Raw genomic sequence first — 21,734 nt, 5'->3', positions numbered from 1 at the left:
AAAGCACGGGTGGCTATCCAATAATCGAAATAAAGTGCTGAACAACAACATCACAACACACGTAATAACCACAATAATGGGGATTGTCAGGATGAATATGAAGGGTAAAGCGTTATTGGCAGGATGTATCGCCCTGTCTTTGAGCAATATGGCGTTTGCTAAGGATATTAAAGTTGCCGTCGTCGGCGCGATGTCCGGTCCGGTAGCGCAGTATGGCGATCAGGAATTTACTGGCGCAGAGCAGGCGATTGCAGATATCAACGCCAAAGGCGGCGTGAAAGGCGACAAACTGGTCATGGTGAAATATGACGATGCCTGTGACCCGAAACAAGCGGTAGCGGTAGCTAACAAAGTGGTCAACGACGGGATTAAATATGTTATCGGCCACCTGTGCTCGTCTTCCACTCAGCCTGCGTCAGATATCTATGAAGACGAAGGCATTCTGATGATCACCCCAGCGGCAACGGCGCCTGAGCTGACCGCGCGCGGCTATAACCTGGTGATGCGTACCACCGGTCTGGATTCCGATCAGGGACCAACCGCTGCCAAATATATCGTTGAAAAAGTGAAGCCGAAGCGCATTGCGATCGTTCACGACAAACAACAGTACGGCGAAGGCCTGGCGCGTTCCGTGCAGGACAACCTCAAGAAAGCCAACGCTGACGTGGTGTTCTTCGACGGGATCACCGCTGGCGAGAAAGATTTCTCTACGCAGGTGGCGCGTCTGAAGAAAGAGAATATCGATTTCGTTTACTACGGTGGTTACCACCCGGAAATGGGACAGATTCTGCGCCAGGCACGCGCTGCGGGTCTGAAAACCCAGTTTATGGGGCCAGAAGGGGTAGCGAACGTGTCGTTGTCTAACATCGCGGGTGAGTCTGCAGAAGGCTTACTGGTAACGAAACCGAAGAACTACGATCAGGTTCCGGCGAACAAACCGATCGTGGACGCGATAAAAGCCAAGAAACAGGATCCGAGCGGCGCATTCGTATGGACCACCTACGCCGCGCTGCAATCCTTGCAGGCAGGTCTGAACCAGTCTGACGACCCGGCTGAAATTGCCAAATACCTGAAAGCAAACTCAGTGGAAACCGTAATGGGGCCGCTGTCATGGGATGCGAAGGGCGATCTGAAAGGCTTTGAATTCGGTGTGTTTGACTGGCATGCAAACGGGACGGCGACCGACGCCAAATAATTTTCCAGGTGCCTTTCGCGCTGCAAATGCGTTGGCTACGTTATTCAACCCCGGTCACTTACTTATGTAAGCTCCCGGGGACTTCATAACTTGCCGCCTTCCTGCAACGTGAAATTCTTGGAAAATTGCGAGGTGGTTTTTTATTTTTTGCTCCCAGCATGTAGGCCGGATAAGCGTCAGCGCCATCCGGCTTTTTTATCTTTTTTCCCAGCCATTCTCCTGGGCTGTAAACCCTAACGCCTGCATAAACGCGGCCATCACGCTGCGGTCTTCGACGCCGACGTCGGCCATCCACCATGAACTCACGTCAGGGTTTTCCCGGATGACTTCTTCGATCAAATACTGCCCAACGCCGCGACGGCGGGTGATATCGCGTACGCGCAATGAATCTAATGCACCTTGCGTGCCGCTCAGGGTTACGCGAACTGCGCCTAACAGACGCTCGTTAAAGCGTGCGGCGTAGATCCGGTGCGTTTCATCTACGCTTAACGATGAGGCGGAATATTCCGGCCAGATTTTGCCCAGATCAATCTGGTCCTGGTCGCTAAAGTTATCTAAACGAACGATGGTCAGCTTCATTAACAGCATGTCCAAATCACAAAAGATGGAATGAGTGTACCGAAATAATTCGCCCGGATGCTTTCTCTTTTTTATGTGAATAACCAGATTAATAATTTTGTAACAACGGTAATGACAGTTTGAAACCGTAGAGATTGAAAAACAGGCAGAATAATACCCTGGAATGCAGCATTTTATTCGGCTCTTTGTACCGTTATTTTATGCTGACAAACGTGCTTTTTTTTGTTTATCTATAGTGAAAAGCAGAATATTATCTTTTCTTAATCGACTGAAAAATAGAGATTTTAGCCTGATTTTGCTTAAAAAACTGCGCTAAACCATTAATGAGACTGGTAAAAATAGTGTAGTTCAAAAAAAGCACAGACTGCTTTTTAACCACATAAATACAAAATATTAATTACGTCACGAATGGGGATTCAGGTAATGAAACGGAATGCGAAAACAATCATCGCAGGGGTGATAGCACTGGCAATGTCACACGCGGTCATGGCGGAAGATATCAAGGTCGCTGTTGTCGGCGCGATGTCAGGTCCGGTCGCGCAGTGGGGCGATATGGAATTTAATGGCGCACGTCAGGCCATTAAAGATATCAATGCCAAAGGCGGGGTCAAAGGCGACAAACTGGTCGCTGTGGAATATGACGACGCCTGCGATCCGAAACAGGCCGTTGCGGTAGCGAACAAAATCGTCAATGACGGTATTCAGTACGTTATTGGACATCTGTGCTCATCTTCCACGCAGCCCGCATCAGATATCTATGAAGATGAAGGCATTCTGATGATTTCTCCGGGTGCCACAAACCCGGAACTGACCCAGCGCGGTTACGCTCACATTATGCGTACAGCGGGCCTGGACTCCTCTCAGGGGCCGACCGCCGCGAAATACATTCTGGAGAAGGTGAAGCCACAGCGTATCGCCATCATTCACGATAAACAGCAATACGGTGAAGGTCTGGCGCGTTCGGTGCAGGACAGCCTGAAAGCGGGCAAAGCCAATATCGTTTTCTTTGACGGTATCACCGCCGGGGAAAAAGATTTTTCTGCGCTGATCGCTCGCCTGAAAAAAGAAAATATCGACTTTGTTTATTACGGCGGCTACTACCCGGAAATGGGGCAAATGTTGCGTCAGGCGCGTTCCGTCGGACTGAAAACCCAGTTTATGGGACCTGAGGGCGTCGGCAATGCGTCGCTGTCTAACATCGCCGGTGATGCTGCTGAAGGCATGCTGGTAACCATGCCAAAACGCTATGACCAGGATCCGGCGAATAAGGCTATCGTCGATGCGCTCAAAGCTGACAAGAAAGATCCAACCGGACCATACGTGTGGATCACTTATGCAGCCGTCCAGTCATTGGCGACAGCAATGGATCGCAGCGGTAGTAAAGAGCCGCTGGACCTGGTGAAAGATCTGAAAGCACACGGGGCTGATACCGTGATTGGGCCGCTGAAATGGGACGAAAAAGGCGATTTGAAGGGATTTGAGTTTGGTGTCTTCCAGTGGCATGCAGACGGTTCTTCGACCGTTGCGAAGTAATACCTGAAGACGAGTTATCCCACCGCCCGTGCAAAACGGGCGGGTTTAAAAAGGTTACCTTATGTCCGAGCAGTTCCTCTATTTCTTGCAGCAGATGTTTAACGGCGTCACGCTGGGAAGCACCTACGCGCTGATCGCCATCGGTTACACGATGGTGTACGGCATTATCGGCATGATCAACTTCGCCCACGGCGAGGTATATATGATCGGCAGCTATGTCTCCTTTATGATCATCGCTGCGCTAATGATGATGGGCATCGATTCCAGCTGGCTACTGGTCGCGGCGGGCTTCGTCGGCGCGATTGTCATTGCCAGCGCCTACGGCTGGAGCATTGAACGCGTGGCGTATCGGCCCGTGCGCAGCTCCAAGCGCCTGATCGCGCTGATTTCCGCTATCGGGATGTCCATCTTCCTGCAAAACTACGTCAGCCTGACGGAAGGTTCGCGCGACGTGGCGCTGCCCAGCCTGTTTAATGGCCAGTGGACTGTCGGCAGTAGCGATAACTTCTCTGCTTCCATCACCACCATGCAGTTGGTTATCTGGATCGTAACCTTCCTGGCGATGCTGGCGCTGACGCTGTTTATCCGTTACTCCCGTATGGGCCGCGCCTGCCGTGCCTGTGCCGAAGACCTGAAGATGGCCAGCCTGCTCGGCATCAATACCGATCGCGTGATTGCGTTGACCTTTGTGATTGGTGCGGCAATGGCGGCGGTAGCGGGTGTGCTGCTCGGTCAGTTCTATGGCGTAATTAACCCATACATCGGCTTTATGGCCGGGATGAAGGCCTTTACCGCGGCGGTACTGGGCGGCATCGGCAGCATTCCAGGGGCGATGATCGGCGGCCTGATTCTGGGCGTTGCGGAAGCGCTCTCCTCTGCTTATCTGAGTACCGAATACAAAGACGTCGTTTCATTCGCGCTGCTGATTCTGGTGCTGCTGGTGATGCCGACCGGTATTCTGGGTCGCCCGGAGGTAGAGAAAGTATGAAACCGATGCATTTTGCAATGGCGCTGCTCTCTGCCGCTATGTTCTTCGTCCTGGCGGGCGTTTTTATGGGCGTTCAGTTAGAGCTGGACGGTACCAAGCTGGTGGTCGATACCGCTGCGGATATCCGCTGGCAGTGGGTGTTTATCGGCACTGGCGTGGTCTTTCTTTTCCAACTGCTGCGTCCAGCCTTCCAGAAAGGCCTGAAGAGCGTCTCCGGACCAAAGTTTATTCTGCCGGCGATTGATGGCTCCACCGTTAAACAGAAGCTGTTCCTGGTGGCGCTGCTGGTGATTGCCGTGGCGTGGCCGTTTATGGTGTCACGCGGTACGGTGGATATCGCCACGCTGACGATGATTTATATCATCCTCGGCCTCGGCTTAAACGTGGTGGTAGGGCTTTCGGGCCTGCTGGTGCTGGGCTACGGCGGCTTCTATGCCATCGGCGCTTACACCTTCGCGCTGCTGAACCACTATTACGGACTCGGCTTCTGGACTTGTCTGCCGCTGGCGGGACTGGTTTCCGCTGCTGCGGGCTTCCTGCTCGGCTTCCCGGTACTGCGCCTGCGCGGTGATTATCTGGCGATTGTGACCTTAGGCTTCGGCGAAATCGTCCGCATCCTGCTGCTCAACAACACCGAAGTAACCGGCGGTCCAAACGGTATTAGCCAGATCCCGAAACCGACCTTTTTCGGTCTGGAGTTCAGCCGTACCGCCCGTGAAGGCGGCTGGGATACCTTCAGCAACTTCTTTAACGTCAAGTACGATCCGTCTGACCGCGTCATTTTCCTCTATCTGGTGGCGCTGCTGCTGGTGGTCTTCTCGCTGTTTGTTATTAACCGTTTGCTGCGTATGCCGCTGGGTCGTGCGTGGGAAGCGCTGCGTGAAGATGAAATTGCCTGTCGCTCGCTGGGCTTAAACCCTACGCGCATCAAGCTGACAGCCTTTACCATCAGCGCCGCGTTTGCCGGTTTTGCCGGTACGCTGTTTGCCGCGCGCCAGGGCTTCGTCAGCCCGGAATCCTTCACCTTTGCCGAGTCGGCCTTTGTGCTGGCGATTGTGGTACTGGGCGGAATGGGCTCACAGTTTGCGGTGATCCTCGCAGCTATCCTGCTGGTGGTGTCACGCGAGCTGATGCGTGATTTCAACGAATACAGCATGTTAATGCTGGGTGGTTTAATGGTACTGATGATGATCTGGCGTCCGCAGGGCTTGTTGCCGATGACCCGTCCACAGTTGAAGCTGAAAAACGGGGAAGCAAAAGGAGAGCAGGCATGAGTCAGCCATTATTATCCGTTAACGGCCTGATGATGCGCTTCGGCGGTCTGCTGGCGGTAAACAACGTTGAACTGGAACTGCGACCGCAGGAGATTGTCTCGTTAATCGGCCCGAACGGTGCGGGGAAAACCACGGTCTTTAACTGTCTGACCGGTTTTTATAAGCCGACCGGCGGGACGATTAAGCTGCGCGACCAGCACCTGGAAGGGCTGCCGGGTCAGCAAATCGCGCGTATGGGCGTGGTACGTACTTTCCAGCACGTGCGTCTGTTTCGCGAAATGACGGTGATTGAAAACCTGCTGGTGGCGCAACATCAGCAACTGAAAACTGGCGTTTTCTCCGGCCTGTTGAAAACCCCGTCGTTCCGTCGCGCGCAGAGTGAAGCGTTGGATCGCGCCGCTACCTGGCTGGAGCGTATTGGCTTGCTGGAGCATGCCAACCGTCAGGCCAGTAACCTGGCCTATGGCGATCAGCGCCGTCTGGAAATTGCCCGCTGCATGGTGACCCAGCCGGAAATCCTGATGCTCGACGAACCCGCTGCTGGACTCAACCCGAAAGAGACCAAAGAGCTGGACGAGCTGATTGCTGAACTGCGTAACCATCACAACACCACCATTTTGTTGATTGAGCACGACATGAAGCTGGTGATGGGGATTTCTGACCGTATTTACGTGGTGAACCAGGGCACGCCGCTGGCGAATGGGACGCCGGAACAGATTCGTAATAACCCGGATGTTATCCGCGCCTATTTAGGTGAAGCATAATGGGGGCGAGGATTAATATGGATAAGGCGATGTTATCGTTCGACAAAGTCAACGCCCACTACGGCAAGATACAGGCGCTGCACGACGTCAGCTTGTATATCAACCAGGGTGAAATCGTTACTCTGATTGGTGCTAACGGCGCGGGAAAAACCACGCTGCTCGGCACATTGTGTGGCGACCCGCGAGCGACCAGCGGGCGAATCGTCTTTGATGGTAAAGACATTACCGACTGGCAGACGGCGAAAATCATGCGCGAAGCGGTAGCGATTGTGCCGGAAGGGCGTCGCGTGTTTTCCCGCATGACGGTGGAAGAGAACCTGGCGATGGGCGGCTTCTTTGCCGAAAAGGACCAGTTTCAGGAACGCATCAAATGGGTGTATGACCTGTTTCCCCGTCTGCATGAGCGTCGTATTCAGCGTGCGGGAACGATGTCCGGCGGTGAACAGCAGATGCTGGCGATAGGCCGTGCGCTGATGAGCCAGCCGAGGCTGCTGCTGCTTGATGAACCGTCGCTGGGTCTGGCGCCGATTATCATCCAGCAGATTTTTAACACCATCGAACAGCTGCGCGAGCAGGGGATGACCATCTTCCTCGTCGAACAGAACGCTAACCAGGCGCTGAAGCTCGCCGATCGCGGCTACGTGCTGGAAAACGGTCATGTGGTGCTGGAAGACACCGGTGATGCGTTACTGGCTAACGAAGCGGTGCGTAGCGCGTATCTGGGCGGTTAATCATTCTCTGAATAGACAAGGGGCCCGCTGTGGCCCCTTTTTATTGCTCTATGTTATTATTGAGAATAGTTATCAATAATAAAAATGAACATGGAGAAAGGATGATTCGTTCAGGTACTTGCATGATGATTGGCAGTTTGTTTTTGACGCTTTCACTAACCACCCAGGCCTCAACACCGCCAGCGTTTGACCCGCGCGATCCCGCTATCTGGGAAGAGAAACCGGACAACCCGTTAGTGCAATCCGACTCGCCCTGCGAAGTGTTTACCAGCTCGGTATGCCCAGGCTGGGATGATGATAAATCGGATATCCAACGTGAACGTGAGCGGCGAGAGCAGCAGCGTTTACAGAATGAATATGAGCGACGCTGGCGTCGGGATTAATCTTCCTTGCTGGAGCAGCAGATAACGCTATCCAGGCCGGAGAAGGTATAGCGATATCCGGCTTTGTTGTGCACCACCCCGCATTTTCCTGTCACTACGCTTTCACCGCCTTGCCATCTGTTTGTCGCCTTACTATCTTTTTTTTGTAATAAAAAAGTTATTTTTCTGTCATTCGAGCATGTCATGTTACCCCCGCGAGCATAAAACGCGTGATATCGCGCATCCGGCACAACAAGAGAGATAACCGATGATATCGTTACGACATACAGCTTTAGGACTGGCACTTAGCCTGGCATTTGCAGGTCAGGCACTGGCGGTCACCACTATCCCGTTCTGGCACTCAATGGAAGGCGAACTGGGTAAAGAAGTTGATTCACTGGCGCAACGTTTTAATGCAGCCAATCCCGACTACAAAATTGTTCCGCAGTACAAAGGCAACTACGAGCAGAGCCTGAGTGCAGGAATTGCTGCTTTCCGTACCGGAAACGCGCCTGCGCTGCTGCAGGTTTATGAAGTGGGTACGGCAACCATGATGGCCTCAAAAGCCATTAAACCGGTCTATGAAGTATTCAAAGAGGCTGGCATTAACTTCGATGAGTCTCAGTTCGTACCGACCGTTTCCGGTTACTACACCGACTCTAAAAGCGGACACTTGCTCTCCCAGCCGTTTAACAGCTCCACTCCGGTGCTGTACTACAACAAAGATGCCTTCAAAAAAGCCGGTTTAGACCCGGAGCAGCCGCCGAAAACCTGGCAGGATCTGGCGGAATATACCGCGAAGCTGAAAGCCGCAGGTATGAAGTGCGGTTACGCCAGCGGCTGGCAGGGATGGATTCAGATTGAAAACTTCAGCGCCTGGAACGGTCTGCCGGTAGCAACCAAAAACAATGGCTTTGACGGTACCGACGCGGTGCTGGAGTTCAATAAACCGGAACAGGTGAAACACATCGCTCTGCTGGAAGAGCTGAACAAAAAAGGTGATTTCAGCTACTTCGGGCGTAAGGACGAATCCACCGAGAAGTTCTACAACGGGGATTGTGCCATTACCACCGCCTCTTCCGGTTCTCTGGCTGACATCCGTCACTACGCTAAATTCAACTATGGCGTCGGGATGATGCCGTACGATGCTGATGTGAAGGGCGCGCCGCAGAATGCGATTATCGGTGGGGCCAGCCTGTGGGTGATGCAGGGTAAAGACAAAGCAACCTACGAAGGCGTGGCGCAGTTCCTCAACTTCCTGGCGAAGCCTGAAATTGCTGCCGAATGGCACCAGAAGACCGGCTATCTGCCGATCACCACCGCTGCCTACGACCTGACCCGTGAGCAGGGCTTCTATGAGAAGAACCCTGGGGCTGATATCGCCACCCGCCAGATGCTGAACAAGCCGCCGTTGCCGTTCACCAAAGGGCTGCGTCTGGGCAATATGCCGCAGATCCGCACTATTGTGGATGAAGAGCTGGAAAGCGTCTGGACCGGGAAGAAAACCCCGCAGCAGGCACTGGATGCCGCCGTTGAGCGTGGCAATCAGTTACTGCGCCGCTTTGAGCAATCGACCAAGTCTTAAGTGTATAAGTGCCTGATGGCGCTGCGCTTATCAGGCCTACAAGTTCGTAGTTTGTAGGCCGGATAAGGTGCTTGCACCGCCATCCGGCACCTTCCAGGAAAAGAATCTACATGTCTTCATCCCGTCCGGTATTCCGCTCGCGTTGGCTTCCCTATTTATTGGTGGCTCCGCAGCTGGTTATCACCGTTATTTTCTTTATCTGGCCCGCCGGTGAAGCGCTGTGGTACTCGCTACAATCCGTTGATCCGTTTGGTCTTTCCAGCCAGTTTGTCGGACTGGAAAACTTTGTCGCGCTGTTTCATGACCCGTACTACCTCGACTCATTCTGGACCACCATTAAGTTCAGTACGTTAGTCACGGTAAGCGGTCTGCTGGTGTCGTTATTTTTTGCGGCGCTGGTGAATTACGTGGTGCGCGGCAGCCGTTTTTACCAGACGCTGATGTTGTTGCCTTATGCCGTTGCGCCCGCCGTCGCCGCCGTATTGTGGATCTTCCTGTTTAACCCAGGACGCGGGCTGATTACCCATTTTCTCGGTGAGTTTGGCTATGACTGGAACCATGCGCAAAACAGCGGTCAGGCAATGTTTCTGGTGGTGTTCGCGTCGGTCTGGAAGCAGATTAGTTACAACTTCCTGTTCTTCTTTGCCGCACTGCAGTCTATCCCGCGATCGCTGATCGAAGCTGCTGCGATTGATGGCGCAGGGCCGGTTCGCCGCTTCTTTAAGCTGGCGCTGCCGTTGATAGCCCCGGTCAGCTTCTTTCTGCTGGTGGTGAATCTGGTTTATGCCTTCTTTGATACCTTCCCGGTTATTGATGCCGCCACGGCGGGTGGGCCGGTGCAGGCGACGACCACGCTGATTTATAAGATCTACCGTGAAGGGTTTGTCGGGTTGGATCTGGCTTCTTCCGCCGCACAATCGGTGGTGCTGATGTTCCTGGTCATTATTTTGACGGTGGTGCAGTTCCGCTATGTGGAAAGTAAGGTGCGTTACCAATGATTGAGAACCGTCGTGGGCTGACAATATTCAGCCATGCCATGTTGATTATGGGGATCATGGTGATCCTGTTTCCGCTGTACGTCGCATTTGTTGCGGCGACGCTGGACAACAAAGCGGTGTTTGAAACGCCGATGACGCTGGTTCCCGGCACGCAGTTGCTGGAGAACATGAAATACATCTGGGTCAACGGTGTGGGCGTCAACAGCGCGCCGTTCTGGTTGATGATGCTTAACAGCTTCATCATGGCGTTCAGTATTACGGTAGGGAAAATCACCGTCTCCATGCTCTCCGCATTCGCCATCGTCTGGTTCCGTTTTCCGCTGCGCAACCTGTTCTTCTGGATGATTTTTATCACCCTGATGCTGCCGGTTGAGGTGCGAATCTTCCCCACCGTGGAGGTTATCGCCAACCTGAAAATGCTCGACAGCTATGCGGGTCTGACGCTGCCGTTGATGGCATCGGCTACTGCGACCTTCCTGTTCCGACAGTTCTTTATGACCCTGCCGGATGAGCTGGTTGAGGCGGCGCGAATTGACGGTGCGTCACCGATGCGTTTTTTCCGCGATATCGTACTACCACTGTCAAAAACCAATCTGGCGGCGCTGTTCGTTATCACCTTTATCTACGGCTGGAACCAGTATTTGTGGCCGTTGTTAATTATTACCGACGTCAATTTGGGCACTGCGGTGGCGGGTATCAAAGGCATGATCGCCACCGGTGAAGGCACCACGCAGTGGAACCAGGTAATGGCTGCCATGCTGCTGACGCTTATCCCTCCGGTAATCATCGTGTTAGCCATGCAGCGTGCCTTCGTACGCGGTCTGGTCGATAGTGAGAAATAAAAATGGCTGGTTTAAAACTACAGGCAGTAACCAAAAGCTGGGACGGCAAAACCCAGGTGATTAAACCGCTGACGCTGGACGTTGCGGACGGGGAATTTATCGTGATGGTTGGCCCATCCGGCTGCGGAAAGTCTACGCTGCTGCGGATGGTGGCTGGGCTGGAGCGGGTGAGCGGTGGCGATATCTGGATTGATAATAAACGCGTCACCGAGATGGAGCCGAAGGATCGCGGCATTGCGATGGTCTTTCAAAACTACGCGCTCTACCCGCATATGAGCGTGGAAGAAAACATGGCCTGGGGGCTGAAAATCCGCGGGATGGGCAAGGAGCACATTGCTGAACGGGTAAATGAGGCGGCGCGTATTCTCGAGCTGGGTGAGCTGCTCAAACGTCGTCCGCGCGAACTTTCTGGCGGTCAGCGCCAGCGCGTAGCGATGGGGCGAGCGATTGTGCGTGACCCAGCGGTATTCCTGTTCGATGAGCCGCTTTCTAACCTCGATGCCAAGCTGCGCGTGCAGATGCGTCTGGAGTTACAACATCTGCATCGCCGCCTGAAAACCACTTCGCTATACGTGACGCACGACCAGGTTGAAGCGATGACCCTCGCCCAACGGGTGATGGTGATGAACAAAGGCATTGCCGAGCAGATAGGTACACCGGTTGAGGTGTATGAAAAGCCTGCCAGCCGCTTTGTGGCGAGTTTTATCGGCAGCCCGGCAATGAACCTGCTGGACGGGTGCATCAGTACCTCGGGCACCCATTTTGAACTGGAGGGTGGCATGACGCTACCCATCGGCAGAAGCGCGAGAGAGGCTATTGGGCGTAACATGACATTGGGTATCCGCCCAGAGCATATTGCGCTAAGCTCGCAGGCCGAAGGCGGCGTGCCGTTGGTTGTTGATACACTGGAAATGCTGGGCGCAGATAACCTGGCACACGGACGCTGGGGTGAGCAAAAGCTGGTGGTGCGACTGGCGCATCAGCATCGCCCGACGGCAGGCAGCACGCTGTGGCTGCATCTGCCGGAAAAACATCTGCATCTTTTTGATGGCGAAACAGGACAACGCGTATGAGTAACTGGCCTTACCCCCATATTGTCGCCCATCGTGGCGGCGGTAAGCTGGCCCCGGAAAACACCCTGGCGGCGATCGACGTGGGGGCGCGATACGGGCATACCATGATCGAGTTTGACGCTAAATTGTCGAAAGACGGTGAGATCTTCTTACTGCATGACGACAACCTGGAGCGAACCAGCAACGGCTGGGGCGTGGCAGGCGAGCTGAACTGGCAGGATTTATTGCGCGTGGACGCCGGCGGCTGGTTTAGCGGTGAGTTTAAAGGTGAACCGCTGCCGCAGCTCTCGCAAGTGGCCGAGCGCTGCCGTCAGCACGGTATGATGGCGAATATTGAAATTAAACCCACAACCGGCACCGGAACGTTAACCGGCAAAGTCGTGGCGCTGGCCGCGCGGGAACTGTGGGCGGGAATGACGCCGCCACTATTGTCATCCTTTGAAACTGATGCACTTGAAGCGGCGCAGCAGGCGGTACCTGAACTGCCGAGAGGCTTGCTGCTTGATGAATGGCGCGAGGACTGGCGCGAGCTGACCATGCGGCTTGGCTGCGTCTCTATTCATCTTAATCACAAACTGCTGGATGAAGCGCGTGTGGATGCGCTGCGCGATGCGGGGCTACGTATTCTGGTATATACCGTCAACCGACCCCAGCGCGCGGCAGAACTGCTGCGCTGGGGCGTGGACTGCATCTGTACCGATGCCATTGATACGATTGGTCCGGATTTCCAACCTTTTTAAGGCCCAATCGTTTTTAACGGAACGTTAGGCTGCGGCGTGCTGGAGGGCTTCAGCATGTCGCCGTTCTTTTTCTCTGACAGCATATGTTGCTTATTCAGAGAGCTGTCCGGGTTACGGGTTCCACTCAACATCCCACCGTTGCTGTTGGGCAGCATTTGCTGCTGGCTGGGATTCAACTCGCCTGGCTGAGACTGAAGGACCCGCTGGGAGTTGGTGTTAATTTGGTTTTCCAGATGCTGTTGCTGCATACGCGTCTGGGTTTGCAACTGTTGGTTGAGCATCCCTTTCTGCTGAATTTGCTGCGTTTGCATTTGTGTTTGCATACGCTGCTGACTCGGGATCTGATAACCGGGTTGGTTCGGGTTATTCATGGTGTTGATGGGCTGTGCAAAGCCTGCAAACGGCAACAGCATGGCTAAAAGTAAGAGTCGTTTCATCGCTTTTCTCCTCTCGGGGATCTCTTAAGTTTACTCCTTTCTCGCCGTTACGATGATTATTTCAGAGTTATGCACCAGGCTTAGTGGGGGCCGACCCCTATACATCTGGAGAATAACGATGATAAAACCGACGTTTTTACGCCGGGTAGCCATTGCTGCTCTGCTCTCAGGAAGTTGTTTTAGCGTTGCTGCCGCGCCGGCTGCGCCAACGCCGGTATCTTACGGAGTCGAGGAAGATGTGTTCCATCCCGTACGCGCTAAGCAAGGGATGGTGGCCTCCGTGGATGCTTTAGCTACCCAGGTTGGGGTGGACATTCTTAAACAGGGCGGGAATGCCGTTGATGCCGCCGTGGCCGTTGGCTATGCGTTGGCGGTGACGCATCCCCAGGCGGGCAATCTGGGCGGCGGTGGTTTTATGCTGCTGCGTACCAAAGACGGTAACACCACCGCGATCGATTTTCGTGAAATGGCGCCTGCTGGCGCGACCCGTGATATGTTCCTTGATGAGCAGGGCAACGCCGATGCGAAAAAGTCGCTGACGTCGCATCTGGCATCCGGTACGCCGGGTACCGTGGCGGGTTTCTCGCTGGCGCTGGAGAAATACGGCACGATGCCGCTAAACAAAGTGGTGCGCCCGGCGATGAAGCTGGCGGAAGAGGGCTTTGTGGTTAATGACGCGCTGGCCGACGATCTGAAAACCTATGGCAGCGAAGTGCTCCCTAATCACGAGAATAGCAAAGCCATTTTCTGGAAGGACGGCGAGCCGCTGAAAAAGGGCGACAAGCTGGTGCAAAAGAATCTGGCGAAAAGCCTGGAAATGATTGCCGAGAATGGCCCGGATGCGTTTTATAAAGGGGCTATTGCCGATCAGATAGCCGGGGAAATGCAGAAGAACGGCGGGCTGATGACCAAAGAGGATTTAGCCAGCTATAAAGCCGTGGAGCGCACGCCGATCAGCGGTGACTATCGCGGGTATCAGGTCTTCTCCATGCCGCCGCCGTCCTCTGGCGGTATTCACATCGTGCAGATCCTCAATATTCTCGAAAACTTCGATATGAAGAAGTACGGGTTTGGCAGCGCCGATGCTATGCAGGTTATGGCTGAAGCGGAGAAATATGCTTACGCCGACCGTTCAGAATATCTGGGCGACCCGGATTTTGTGAAAGTGCCGTGGCAAGCGCTGACCAACAAAGCTTATGCTAAAACGCTTGCCGATCAGATTGATATCAACAAGGCTAAGCCCTCCAGCCAGATCAAACCTGGCAAGCTCGCCCCGTATGAAAGCAACCAGACTACGCACTTCTCGGTAGTGGATAAAGACGGCAATGCCGTGGCGGTGACCTATACCCTGAATACCACCTTCGGGACCGGCATCGTGGCGGGTAACACCGGTATTCTGCTGAATAATGAAATGGACGATTTCTCCGCCAAGCCGGGCGTGCCGAACGTTTATGGACTGGTGGGCGGTGATGCCAACGCGGTTGGGCCGAAGAAGCGTCCGCTGTCATCGATGTCGCCGACTATCGTGGTAAAAGACGGGAAAACCTGGCTGGTTACCGGCAGCCCAGGTGGAAGCCGAATCATCACTACCGTACTGCAAATGGTGGTCAACAGCATTGATTTCGGGATGAACGTCGCCGAAGCGACCAACGCGCCGCGTTTCCATCATCAGTGGTTGCCGGATGAACTGCGCATCGAGAAGGGCTTCAGCCCGGATACAATCAAGCTGCTGGAGCAAAAAGGACAGAAAGTCGCGCTGAAAGAGGCGATGGGCAGCACGCAGAGCATTATGGTTGGACCGGATGGCGCACTGTATGGTGCTTCTGACCCGCGTTCCGTGGATGATTTAACGGCGGGATACTAAGGATGACGGCCCTCTTCGATGGGAGAGGGCTTGACAAATATTTTTTACTATAGTGAATGGTCTTGGTGATACCGGTCAATTTCGATTAGCAACTTATGGCCTTGGGCGGATACGCGATAATAATCCATTCCTGAGGGGGTTCTTGCTACTATATCGACTAAACCCGCTTTGGATAGGTTATTTATGAGCCTAACTACGTTACCAACTCCATCCATTCTCCTACTGGTCATTGCGCGATCAAGATTATACCAGGTCCAATTTACGTCATCTCTGGAAGCTAATAATTTCAATATGTTAAGTTCAGTATCGTTTACCATGATGGTGCATCCGGGTGATAAAGGTCATTACCAGTTATTCTATAATCTTCGAGTGTTGATGTATGCGTGTTATTCCATAGATCATAAGCCTCTTGGTTATCGCTTGGCCTGCCAGTTTCCCAACCTAAATTGCAATAACGTTGATACTCTCGACATTCATGAGTGTAGTAGTTTAAATCCACTTGTTCTGGTAACAATTCACCGTTCGCTATCTTTTTTAAACGGCTTACCATAAATTCATTACCAGGATCTGGATCGAAGCGAGATATGTGTTTTTCTACAATTGCAATTCCTTCATGGGTAATATTTACGCCTTCAGTTGTAAGATGTTCAACAGGGCCTCCCGCTTTATCTGGATCAAATGGCCTTGATGTATAAGTTCCTTTCGCTCCAAACTGCTCCAGTTCTTCTAATTCAGGAAATTTCATCCTTCCCATAGTTAAGCCTGCAGCTACTGAAGCACCAAGAATCAGCAATCCTTTGTTATCCATAACCTGCTCGTAACCCGCAGGAGCATCGCCACCCAGCTTTTTCGCCGTTTCCCTGAAACTGTCGATATTGCCGTTGTAGATCCCTCCGGCAGCAAGCAATCTGCCAACCCCTTTGCTGTTTAACGTTTTGAGGCCGTTGTCTGCGGGGGTTTTTGGTCGGGGGATAAACAGGCGGTTGTAGTTTTCGGGCAACGCCAGGTAGCTGAACTCAGTGTTGGCAATAAGATGTTTGCAGAGGATATATTCATAGTTGATGGTTATTGTTTCTGTGTCTAAATTATTCTCGATGAATTGGTGTTGAATGGCTGATAGAAATGCTCCCCGCAGTTGAATATAATAATATTTTTCCCATCTACCGAACCTATTGATGCGGTAGAAATAAAATTCCATATACAACTGCTCGTTGTTGTTAATAGCATTTATAAACAATGGGGTGCTTTTATCTATCAGTTTGCAAAATTGCAGTCCGTGAAAATGTGAACCTCTACCAGTACTGGTTATACTATTAGACAGCGAAAAAGTAAAAATTTCGTCTTCGTGCCCTATTTGCCAGCGGTTACCCACGGATGCAATGGTTCCGCATCCGTCAGAAATAGCACCCTGCTGCTGCCCTGAAACCATCAGATAGACGATATCACTCATGACATCCATATCCTTTTATTACTTACTGTCATAAAAACGATAAATTGATTTTTGTTTTTATTACGCTTTCTGATGGCGTTCGTATATAGCAGAAATAAAACGTTTCACTTTAAATGAATTTTCTTGAGGGGAATCTGAATATAAATAGCTAAGGGCGTAATTTTTATTTATTTTATAATGGAGGATTATTGATGGAGTTTTCATTGATGTTTATTAACCCATATCAACAGCCTACAGCGTTCTGAACGATGTAGGCCTGACCGGTAGGTTATGGCGCATATCGCTGCAGTGATTCGGACCAGCGGAATATTTGGCTGCTTTTATCCTGTAGGCTAACGCGCTCTAAGTCATAAAATCCGTGCGTCTTTGCCGAGCGCATTTTGAGAATGTACTTACTTTCGCTGATGTCGTGCTGCCTTGTGCCGTCTTTATTCCAGTCTCCAGCAATGTCCGAATAGTAATAAACAAGGTCAGAAAACACGTTGATTATCTTGCTGTCTTTGATGGTGTAGAGTTCCAGCACTTCATAAAATGCGCCGCCGCCGGAATACGCATCAGAGTATCCACCCCGCACCCCGAATGCCAGGGTATCGGGTGCTATCCGGTACGGTGCCAGATCCAGCTTTGTATAATAAGCCAGCGGTCTGACGGACTCATCATCGCTCTCTTTTTCAGCGGCTTTATTCCACTCTGAGAGCTGGTTTAACGGTTTTTCCGAGCGTGCAATCGGCGTTAGCTGCGGCTTCTGCCAGGAAAAAATGCCGAGATATAATTTATTAGCGCGCCCGTTGCTGTAGTTTTCCGGGCAGGTGTTATCCGCGTATTTTTTTGCTTGCTCGGCGTCAGCCTTATTATCGGCGAAACAGGCAATGCCAATATATTTACCGTCTTTTCCCCAAGATTTAGCACCGGTCAGGATCAGATTGTCAGGATCTTCATTCGGTGCAACCCATGCAATCCACTGCTTTTCAGATAAGCCCTGAGGAAGCTCACCAAATCCTTTCGCAGGGGTTGCTCCTGCCATTTGCTCAGCAAAAATCTGTTTACCTTCAGGATGTTGGATAGCACTGGCTACGGAATCGAGATTTTGTACGGTAGTGGCAAAAGCAGGGGAGAGCGAGGCCAGCAAAAGCAGGGGAAGAAACTTTTTCACTATTGCGTCCTTTCAATAAGCAGGGCGATAAGGCTCGCCCTTAAATTTATTTCACGCGCGCCATAAAGTAGGCATCAACATACTCACCGTTGCGCAGGCCGTATTTCTTACCGGTGCCTTCGATTTCAAAGCCGTACTTCTTATAGACTGCTACAGCAGGCTCATTATCAACAAATACCGTCAGCTCAATGCGCTCGACGCGCAGCCAGTTGTCGCACATGTCGATCATCGTACGAATCAGCGCGCTGGCAACGCCACGATTGTGCCACCTGCCATCCACGCAGATACCAAAATCGGCCACGTGGCTGCGGCGCGGGCGCTGCGCGACCTCAATACAGAGATGCCCCACGACGATATCATCAATGCAGGCAACCAGCTGTTTGACACCGGCTTGCTCGGTTAGCCGCGCTTGCCACATTTCGAGAGAAGGATGAGGAACCTGTAGCGTGTTGTGGTACACCTCCGGCTGGGCGTGGATCTGACGAATTGCGTCGTAATCTTTCGGTTCAGCGTGGCGTATCACTATCTCACTCATTCCTTATCTCCTGCAGGGTTAATTGTGCATTTACACTCGCTGAGAAAGAAAAATCCGTCAACTGCATTTTTTTGCAAAAAGAAGTAGACAAGTGCGAATGAGAATGATTATTATTGCTCTGCGTTCAGGGGAACCCCTACGGAGAACCTGAAAGCACGACATTGCTCACATTGCTTCCAGTATTACTTTAGCCAGCTTTTGCTGGCTTTTTTTTTGGCTGGGTTTCGGGCTAGTTTGCTTGCCAGCTTAATCCCGGGCTGTGCTCGCAATCCTCACGTACTCTGTGTACGCTCCGGTTGCTGCGCGCAGGCCGTGAATAATCTGCCTACGCCACTTACGCCCGATCTTTTGGCTGTATAATGCGGTAGGCCGGATAAGGCAACGCCGCATCCGGCACGATGACAGGATGGATTCAGTCTCCAGCCGCTTTGCGCTATGGTGTAGACAATCACCTTCAAAAGGATCGTCTCATGACCTTACACTGCGCATTTATTGGTTTTGGTAAAAGCACCACCCGCTACCATTTGCCGTACGTCCTCAACCGCAAAAATAGCTGGCACGTCGCGCACATTTTCCGCCGCAACGCCAGGCCGGAAGAGCAGGCGCCGCAATATTCACATATTCACTTCACCAGCGACCTCGATGAGATCTTAAACGATCCGCAGGTGAAACTGGTGATCGTCTGTACTCATGCTGACAGCCATTTTGAATACGCCAAACGCGCGCTGGAAGCGGGTAAAAATGTGCTGGTTGAGAAACCTTTCACGCCGACGCTTGCGCAAGCAAAAGAGCTGTTCGAACTGGCGCGAAGCAAAGGACTGACCGTTACGCCGTATCAGAATCGCCGTTTTGACTCCTGCTTCCTCACCGCGAAAAAAGCCATTGAGAGCGGCATGCTCGGCAAGATTGTTGAGGTTGAAAGCCATTTCGATTACTACCGTCCTGAAGCAGAAACCAAGCCGGGACTGCCGCAGGACGGCGCGTTTTATGGTCTGGGCGTACACACCATGGATCAGATTATCTCGCTGTTCGGACGTCCCGATCATGTGGCCTATGACATCCGCAGCCTGCGCAACAAAGCGAACCCGGACGATACCTTTGAAGCGCAGCTGTTTTACGGCGACCTGAAAGCCATTGTTAAAACCAGTCATCTGGTAAAAATCGACTATCCGAAGTTTATCGTCCATGGCACCAAAGGCTCGTTTGTGAAGTACGGCATCGACCAGCAGGAAACCAGCCTGAAGGCCAATATCATGCCGGGTGAGCCAGGTTTCGCTGCTGATGATTCCATTGGGATGCTGGAGTACGTCAACGATGACGGCATCACAGTAAAAGAAGAGGTGAAGCCGGAAGTGGGGGATTACGGTCGTGTCTATGACGCGTTGTACCAGACGTTGACCGCCGGTACGCCTAATTACGTCAAGGAATCTGAAGTTCTTACCAACCTGGAGATCCTCGAACGCGCCTTTGAACAGGCAACGCCTGCCACGATAACCCTCGCCAAATAGCCTGCACAGACTCCTCTGGGCTTGTTCATATTTTTTGAACAGAGGAGTCAATTTTCACCCTCTATGATCCCAGGCAGATTGAGTCCACACTTACTCCATCGAAAACATCTGGGGGTGAACACAATGATCTACTTACGCAAAGCTAACGACCGTGGCCACGCTAATCATGGCTGGCTTGATTCCTGGCATACCTTCTCTTTTGCCAACTACTATGACCCGAACTTTATGGGGTTCTCGGCACTGCGCGTGATTAACGATGACGTGATCGATGCAGGTCAGGGATTTGGTACTCATCCCCATAAAGACATGGAAATCCTGACCTACGTGCTGGAAGGCGCGGTAGAGCATCAGGACAGCATGGGCAACAAAGAGCAGGTTCCGGCCGGTGAGTTTCAGATTATGAGCGCCGGGACGGGGATCCGTCACTCGGAGTACAACCCGAGCAATACTGAGAAGCTGCATCTGTATCAGATCTGGATCATGCCGCAGGAGAACGGTATTACACCGCGCTATGAACAGCGTCGTTTCGATGCCGCTCAGGGTAAACAACTGGTGCTGTCGCCGGATGCCCGTGATGGTTCACTGAAAGTGTACCAGGATATGGAGCTGTACCGTTGGGCACTGGTCAAAGATGAGCAGTCGGTGCATCAGATTGCCGCGGAACGCCGCGTTTGGATCCAGGTGGTAAAAGGCAACGTGACTATTAACGGCACCAAAGCGACCACCAGCGACGGTCTGGCAATCTGGGATGAACAGGCAATTTCTATTCATGCCGACAGCGACAGTGAAGTGTTACTGTTTGACCTGCCGCCAGTATAAAAATACACGTCATCCTTCAAGCCGCATCTATGTTGGCTTTATTACTCGGCCCATCCATAGGCCTCGCCCCTTCGGGGCCGCTGTATGCAGCGTTCAAATCTGCTCCCGGCAGATTTGTCGCTCACCCCGGTCGCGTACTTAATGTACGCTCCCGGGGATTCACTGCGTCGCCGCCTTGATGCAACTCGAATGATTTTGTGTATTTATCACAATAAAAACTCCTTTTTTTCTCTGCAAAGGTTCACGCACGTCCGTGGTAAACTGGGGGAATCTATCCCTTTTTAACGCTTCAGGACGATGAAAAAGAAAAGACCCGTACTTCAGGATGTAGCCGACCGCGTGGGCGTGACTAAAATGACGGTCAGTCGCTTTTTGCGTAACCCGGAGCAGGTCTCCGTGGCGCTGCGGGGCAAAATTGCCGCTGCACTTGATGAGCTGGGTTATATTCCCAATCGCGCTCCTGATATCCTTTCTAACGCTACCAGCCGCGCTATCGGCGTGCTGTTACCGTCTCTCACTAACCAGGTTTTTGCTGAAGTGCTACGCGGCATTGAGGCTGTCACCGACGCCCATGGTTATCAAACGATGCTCGCGCACTACGGCTATAAGCCTGAGATGGAACAAGAGCGCCTGGAATCGATGCTGTCGTGGAATATCGATGGCCTGATCCTCACCGAACGTAGCCATACGCCCCGTACGCTGAAAATGATTGAAGTTGCCGGTATCCCGGTGGTTGAGCTGATGGATAGCCAGTCTCCGTGTCTGGATATCGCCGTCGGTTTCGACAACTTCGAAGCCGCGCGGCAGATGACTGCCGCTATTATCGCCCGCGGGCACCGTCATGTAGCCTATCTTGGCGCTCGTCTTGATGAACGTACTATCATCAAACAGAGAGGCTACGAGCAGGCAATGCGCGATGCCAACCTGGTGCCGTACAGCGTGATGGTGGAACAGTCTTCTTCCTACTCCTCCGGTATTGAACTCATCCGTCAGGCGCGGCGTGAATACCCGCAGCTCGACGGCGTTTTCTGTACCAACGATGACCTGGCGGTAGGGGCGGCTTTCGAATGCCAGCGTTTAGGGCTGAAAATCCCGGATGACATGGCGATTGCCGGATTCCACGGTCACGACATCGGGCAGGTGATGGAGCCGCGTCTGGCGAGTGTGCTCACGCCACGTGAACGGATGGGCAGCATTGGCGCAGAACGCCTGCTGGCGCGCATTCGTGGTGAAGCAGTCACGCCTAAAATGTTAGATTTAGGTTTCACCTTGTCACCGGGCGGATCTATTTAAGCCAACAAGTT

At 52.5% G+C, this 21,734-nt stretch carries 21 protein-coding genes and 1 pseudogene; 16 read left to right on the top strand and 6 right to left on the bottom strand.

Annotated features, from left to right (window positions below; all coding sequences use genetic code 11):
* The first annotated feature begins 91 nt into the window (after positions 1 to 91).
* Positions 92 to 1,195, top strand: a complete 1,104-nt coding sequence (locus OGY13_RS22455; protein ID WP_213752480.1) for a branched-chain amino acid ABC transporter substrate-binding protein — start codon at positions 92 to 94, stop codon at positions 1,193 to 1,195.
* Between the two features lie 83 nt (positions 1,196 to 1,278).
* On the opposite strand, the pseudogene OGY13_RS25185 reads toward OGY13_RS22455, so the two are convergent.
* Both OGY13_RS25185 and panM read right to left on the bottom strand, forming a co-directional pair.
* Positions 1,279 to 1,406: pseudogene (locus tag OGY13_RS25185) on the bottom strand (hypothetical protein).
* Positions 1,391 to 1,774, bottom strand: a complete 384-nt coding sequence (gene panM, locus OGY13_RS22450) for an aspartate 1-decarboxylase autocleavage activator PanM (RefSeq protein ID WP_003827573.1) — start codon at positions 1,772 to 1,774, stop codon at positions 1,391 to 1,393. The pseudogene OGY13_RS25185 and the gene panM overlap by 16 nt, the downstream one beginning before the upstream one ends.
* Positions 1,775 to 2,197: 423 nt before the next feature.
* On the opposite strand from panM, the gene livK reads away from it, so the two are divergent.
* The 11 genes from livK to ugpQ all read left to right on the top strand — a co-directional run bounded on the left by livK (position 2,198) and on the right by ugpQ (position 12,664).
* Positions 2,198 to 3,307 (top strand): high-affinity branched-chain amino acid ABC transporter substrate-binding protein LivK, encoded by a 1,110-nt coding sequence (gene livK, locus OGY13_RS22445; protein WP_003023433.1) that lies wholly within the window; start codon positions 2,198 to 2,200, stop codon positions 3,305 to 3,307.
* Positions 3,308 to 3,368: 61 nt separating this feature from the next.
* On the top strand, positions 3,369 to 4,295 hold the full coding sequence (gene livH, locus OGY13_RS22440; RefSeq protein WP_003827575.1) for a high-affinity branched-chain amino acid ABC transporter permease LivH: 927 nt from the start codon (positions 3,369 to 3,371) through the stop codon (positions 4,293 to 4,295).
* Complete coding sequence (livM, locus tag OGY13_RS22435; protein ID WP_048215381.1) at positions 4,292 to 5,569, top strand: branched chain amino acid ABC transporter permease LivM; 1,278 nt, start codon at positions 4,292 to 4,294, stop codon at positions 5,567 to 5,569. The genes livH and livM overlap by 4 nt, the downstream gene beginning before the upstream one ends.
* The gene (gene livG, locus OGY13_RS22430; RefSeq protein WP_003023438.1) at positions 5,566 to 6,333 is read left to right on the top strand and encodes a high-affinity branched-chain amino acid ABC transporter ATP-binding protein LivG; all 768 of its coding nucleotides are present in this window, start codon (positions 5,566 to 5,568) and stop codon (positions 6,331 to 6,333) included. The genes livM and livG overlap by 4 nt, the downstream gene beginning before the upstream one ends.
* A 17-nt stretch (positions 6,334 to 6,350) precedes the next feature.
* Positions 6,351 to 7,064 carry a high-affinity branched-chain amino acid ABC transporter ATP-binding protein LivF gene (gene livF / locus OGY13_RS22425; RefSeq protein ID WP_003827581.1) on the top strand — a complete coding sequence of 238 codons (714 nt, stop codon included), beginning with the start codon at positions 6,351 to 6,353 and terminating at the stop codon, positions 7,062 to 7,064.
* 101 nt (positions 7,065 to 7,165) lie between these two features.
* Positions 7,166 to 7,447 (top strand): hypothetical protein, encoded by a 282-nt coding sequence (locus OGY13_RS22420; RefSeq protein WP_213752481.1) that lies wholly within the window; start codon positions 7,166 to 7,168, stop codon positions 7,445 to 7,447.
* Between the two features lie 247 nt (positions 7,448 to 7,694).
* A complete protein-coding gene (ugpB, locus tag OGY13_RS22415; protein ID WP_003827583.1) occupies positions 7,695 to 9,011 on the top strand; it encodes a sn-glycerol-3-phosphate ABC transporter substrate-binding protein UgpB in 1,317 nt (438 codons plus the stop codon).
* A gap of 110 nt (positions 9,012 to 9,121) precedes the next feature.
* Positions 9,122 to 10,009, top strand: coding sequence for a sn-glycerol-3-phosphate ABC transporter permease UgpA (gene ugpA / locus OGY13_RS22410; protein WP_003837841.1), 888 nt, complete (start codon positions 9,122 to 9,124; stop codon positions 10,007 to 10,009).
* Complete coding sequence (gene ugpE / locus OGY13_RS22405) at positions 10,006 to 10,851, top strand: sn-glycerol-3-phosphate ABC transporter permease UgpE (protein WP_003023450.1); 846 nt, start codon at positions 10,006 to 10,008, stop codon at positions 10,849 to 10,851. The genes ugpA and ugpE overlap by 4 nt, the downstream gene beginning before the upstream one ends.
* Positions 10,852 to 10,853: 2 nt before the next feature.
* On the top strand, positions 10,854 to 11,924 hold the full coding sequence (locus OGY13_RS22400) for a sn-glycerol-3-phosphate import ATP-binding protein UgpC (RefSeq protein WP_213752482.1): 1,071 nt from the start codon (positions 10,854 to 10,856) through the stop codon (positions 11,922 to 11,924).
* Positions 11,921 to 12,664 (top strand): glycerophosphodiester phosphodiesterase, encoded by a 744-nt coding sequence (gene ugpQ, locus OGY13_RS22395; RefSeq protein WP_213752483.1) that lies wholly within the window; start codon positions 11,921 to 11,923, stop codon positions 12,662 to 12,664. The genes OGY13_RS22400 and ugpQ overlap by 4 nt, the downstream gene beginning before the upstream one ends.
* Here the strand turns inward: ugpQ and OGY13_RS22390 are convergent.
* The gene (locus OGY13_RS22390) at positions 12,661 to 13,101 is read right to left on the bottom strand and encodes a DUF2756 family protein (RefSeq protein ID WP_048215386.1); all 441 of its coding nucleotides are present in this window, start codon (positions 13,099 to 13,101) and stop codon (positions 12,661 to 12,663) included. The two genes, ugpQ and OGY13_RS22390, sit on opposite strands and share 4 nt — an antisense overlap.
* 118 nt (positions 13,102 to 13,219) lie before the next feature.
* Between OGY13_RS22390 and ggt the strand changes: the two genes are divergently transcribed.
* Entirely contained in the window at positions 13,220 to 14,965 is a 1,746-nt protein-coding gene (ggt, locus tag OGY13_RS22385) for a gamma-glutamyltransferase (RefSeq protein ID WP_213752484.1), read from the top strand.
* Between the two features lie 310 nt (positions 14,966 to 15,275).
* Here the strand turns inward: ggt and tssD are convergent, their stop codons facing one another.
* The 3 genes from tssD to yhhY all read right to left on the bottom strand — a co-directional run bounded on the left by tssD (position 15,276) and on the right by yhhY (position 18,103).
* Positions 15,276 to 16,415: a type VI secretion system tube protein TssD gene (tssD, locus tag OGY13_RS22380; protein WP_213752485.1), complete on the bottom strand. Its 1,140-nt coding sequence runs from the start codon at positions 16,413 to 16,415 to the stop codon at positions 15,276 to 15,278.
* A gap of 268 nt (positions 16,416 to 16,683) precedes the next feature.
* Positions 16,684 to 17,568, bottom strand: coding sequence for a hypothetical protein (locus OGY13_RS22375; RefSeq protein WP_060682885.1), 885 nt, complete (start codon positions 17,566 to 17,568; stop codon positions 16,684 to 16,686).
* Positions 17,569 to 17,614: 46 nt separating this feature from the next.
* A complete protein-coding gene (yhhY, locus tag OGY13_RS22370) occupies positions 17,615 to 18,103 on the bottom strand; it encodes an N-acetyltransferase (RefSeq protein WP_008786353.1) in 489 nt (162 codons plus the stop codon).
* A 470-nt stretch (positions 18,104 to 18,573) separates the two neighbouring features.
* On the opposite strand from yhhY, the gene OGY13_RS22365 reads away from it, so the two are divergent.
* From OGY13_RS22365 to gntR, 3 genes are all read left to right on the top strand, one after another.
* Positions 18,574 to 19,611, top strand: a complete 1,038-nt coding sequence (locus tag OGY13_RS22365) for an oxidoreductase (RefSeq protein WP_213752620.1) — start codon at positions 18,574 to 18,576, stop codon at positions 19,609 to 19,611.
* Positions 19,612 to 19,734: 123 nt separating this feature from the next.
* On the top strand, positions 19,735 to 20,430 hold the full coding sequence (yhhW, locus tag OGY13_RS22360) for a quercetin 2,3-dioxygenase (protein WP_003023472.1): 696 nt from the start codon (positions 19,735 to 19,737) through the stop codon (positions 20,428 to 20,430).
* 297 nt (positions 20,431 to 20,727) lie between these two features.
* Positions 20,728 to 21,723 carry a gluconate operon transcriptional repressor GntR gene (gene gntR / locus OGY13_RS22355; RefSeq protein ID WP_008786351.1) on the top strand — a complete coding sequence of 332 codons (996 nt, stop codon included), beginning with the start codon at positions 20,728 to 20,730 and terminating at the stop codon, positions 21,721 to 21,723.
* The last annotated feature ends 11 nt before the right edge of the window (positions 21,724 to 21,734 follow it).

This window comes from Citrobacter sp. Cpo045 (assembly GCF_030332875.1).
GTDB lineage: Bacteria > Pseudomonadota > Gammaproteobacteria > Enterobacterales > Enterobacteriaceae > Citrobacter > Citrobacter portucalensis.
This window is presented reverse-complemented; position numbering and strand designations above follow the sequence as displayed.